2 protein-coding genes are annotated in these 3394 nt (G+C 36.2%); both read right to left on the reverse strand.

Annotation, left to right across the window (positions count from 1 at the left end; genetic code table 11):
* Window positions 1–92: 92 nt before the first annotated feature.
* Window positions 93–1658 carry a DEAD/DEAH box helicase gene (locus QZ334_RS07510; protein WP_295233298.1) on the reverse strand — a complete coding sequence of 522 codons (1566 nt, stop codon included), beginning with the start codon at window positions 1656–1658 and terminating at the stop codon, window positions 93–95.
* A 1190-nt stretch (window positions 1659–2848) separates the two neighbouring features.
* A complete protein-coding gene (locus QZ334_RS07515; RefSeq protein WP_295233301.1) occupies window positions 2849–3244 on the reverse strand; it encodes a hypothetical protein in 396 nt (131 codons plus the stop codon).
* Window positions 3245–3394: the final 150 nt, after the last annotated feature.

The following is a 3394-nucleotide window of genomic DNA, read 5'->3' on the forward strand; positions in this document are numbered from 1 at the left end:
TTTTATCGACCCCCAGTTTAACTGGGGGTTTAGTCATGCCTATTCGGCGTACAATAAAAAATGTGGATTGCTCGAAAGCAATCCACATTCTATTAGTCTTTAAAGTAAGGCTTGAAACCTTCACCTTGATGACGAGGTTTTCTGTCACCACGTGGACGATCAGATCTACGAGCATCTCTGCGGCGGTCATCACGACGTTCACCTCTGCGGTCATCGCGACTGCGACGAGGACGATCATCACGACGACGATCTCCGTCACGGCGGCGATCACCATCTCTACGACGGTCACTACGGCGGCGGTCACTACGACCACCTTCACGACGACGGCGTACACGCAATGGTTTTTCTTCTGTAATATTTACAGGAGTTGTATCTGGTTCTTTTGTTAACAATTTAAGAGCTGCTGCCAAAAGTGTTACGGAATCTGTATCATTCAACAATTCCTCTGCACTAGATTTGAATGGTGCTAATGCTTCTAAATTATCTGTCATTTCAACGAGACTTTCAATTGCCAAACGTTGTTGACCTTCAAGAACTTCACCTAAGGAAGGTGCACGGCGGCGTGCGATTTTACGTTTTGTTAAACGCTCGATAGCATGTAAATGCTCCATTTCACGAGGGATAACGAACGTGAAAGCTTGACCAGCTTTACCGGCACGGCCTGTACGACCTACGCGGTGTGTGTAGCTTTCAGGATCTTGAGGCATATCATAGTTATATACGTGAGATACGCCAGAAATATCAAGACCACGAGCTGCCACATCAGTAGCCACGAGAATATCGATGGTGCCTTCACGGAATTGACGAATTACGCTGTCCCGTTTTTGTTGAGACAAATCGCCATGAATGCCTTCCGCCATGTAACCACGTTTTTTAAGACCTTCAGTTACTTCATCAACACGACGTTTTGTACGTGTGAAGATAATAGCAAGTTCAGGTGTTTGAATATCGAACAAGCGACAAAGAACATCGAATTTTTGACGGTCTTGCACTTCGATATAATATTGTTCAATTAAGTCCATCGTAACTTGAGTCGGTTTCATACGAATCAATGTTGGCTCTGTCAAATATGTTTCAGCTAATTGTTGGATAGCTTTAGGCATAGTTGCGGAGAACAACAATGTTTGATGGTCTTCTGGGATAGCACCCAAGATTTTATTGATATCATCAACAAAGCCCATGTTTAACATTTCGTCGGCTTCGTCCAATACCACAACTTTCACATGGTCAAAGTGGATAGAACCACGATCCATATGGTCCATCAATCGGCCTGGAGTGGCAACGATGATTTGAGGGTTCTTTTTCAAGGCACGGAACTGACGATTAATATCTTGACCACCATAAATAGGTAGTGCAGTGATATTCGTGTATTGAGCCATTTTGTTAAGCTCTTCAGCTACTTGGATAGCTAATTCTCGTGTAGGGGATAAAATAACTACTTGAACGTGACGCTCATTCCCGTCTACGCGTTCCAATACAGGCAAGCCAAATGCTGCTGTCTTACCAGTACCTGTTTGAGCTTGACCGATCATGTCTTTACCGCTCATAGCTACTGGGATAGCTTCCTGTTGAATTGGCGTAGGCTCTTCAAAGCCCATATCGTTTAACGCTCTTAGAACAGGTTCGCTAATCATTAATTGTTCAAATTTTTCTAACATCTAAATGTGTTTCCTCCTATCGCACACGAATTATGCGCGTTAGAATAGTATATCATATTTCAAAGGTGAACGCTATAAAAGTAATTACAAGTCAAAACTAAATGTTCTTTCTTCTCTCCCTTAAATGTTCTATTAATACGATTCCACCTGACACACAAAGGAAAACAAGGTATGATAAATGAATAGGCATATACAAACATTCAACAAGAACAACCCATAGAATCAAAATTAATTTAGAAATCCATTTCGTTGTTATTCTATCAGCTATCATAAATATAGATAAATTGATAATTATTTTAATGATTATCGCAGCGATTATAACGATTGACGTAAATTCTTCTCTATAATCTGTCAGTTCATATAAGGGATATAATAAATAACTCAATAGAGCGCTAAGTATTATTAAGATCCAAATATTTAGTCCCTTCAAAAGATTAGCTTTACTATAGTAAAAGACTCCAACCAAAAGAAAGAGTAAAATGCTAAGTAATATTCCTATAACTAATAGATAATCTAAATGAATCATGGTTTATACTCTCCTTTAATCATTTTCACCAGTCTCTTTTACAATACACTCTTAAATGTTCTTAATTATAGCATACGGCAGCTCCACACTTATTAGATACTGATCTTCTATATTATGCACAAAAAAGGCACCTCGAAGGAGGTGCCTTCTTATTATGGTTTATTGAAGAATTCTATATTATTAGTCTAAGATAATAAAACAATATATATTTTTTATTTAGAATAATACCTTCCTAAACGCATAGATGCAAACAGTAATAAACATCAGCATCGAAAATACGGCAATGAGTCCACGATTGTAATATATACTATCTCTTTTTTGAAAATATCCTGTGCACAGTGTAACAAGTGTAAAAATAGTCCAAACACTTCCATAACTCACAATTACTGTATAATCTCTATCAATTATAATTTTAAGAATCAGTAGAGCTAAACTTATAAGAGAAATAATAGACAAATATTTTGTTAAACTACCAAAAACTCTATGTTTTTTTATGTATTCATACTCTTCATTAATTGAAGTCTTACGAATTTCAAGTTTATATAAGGCTATTCCCGATATGATAGATGCAAAAACAAACGTACTACCTAATATTGTTAACCTACTCATCTTTTACCTCATTTTTCATCGACGATACTTTTCTTGTATTCAATCTTTCTCTTTACTACTTAAAGAATATATCTTTAAACGCATAAGCAGAGCCTACAACACCGAATAATATTGAAACAATAGCAATTATCCCACGTTTATAATATAAACTGTCTCTCTTTTGAAAAAATCCTGTACACATTATCAAAAGCACGAAGAATCCCCAAGCCCCACCAAAACGTGACACAAACTCATAATCTTTATAGACTAAAAAGTTAAGGTTTAGTAGTAATATACTTATAATTGCAATTATTGTTAAATACTTGGTTAAATTACCAAAAGCTCTATGTTTTTTGATGTATTCATACTCTTCATCAATGACACGCTTACTAAGCTCAAGTTTATATAACCCTATACATAACGATATAGATGTGAAAATCCAAAAATATCCTAACATTTCAAGTTTTTTCATTTTTTACCAGTCTCTTTTACAATACACTTTTAGATGTTCTTTATTATAGCATACGGCAGATCCACACTTATAAGATACTGATTTCCTATATTATGCACAAAAAAGGCACCTCATTGTTATAGTTTATTGGAGAATTGTATGGTATTAATC

Source organism: Veillonella sp., from assembly GCF_019414865.1.
Classification (GTDB): Bacteria; Bacillota; Negativicutes; order Veillonellales; family Veillonellaceae; genus Veillonella.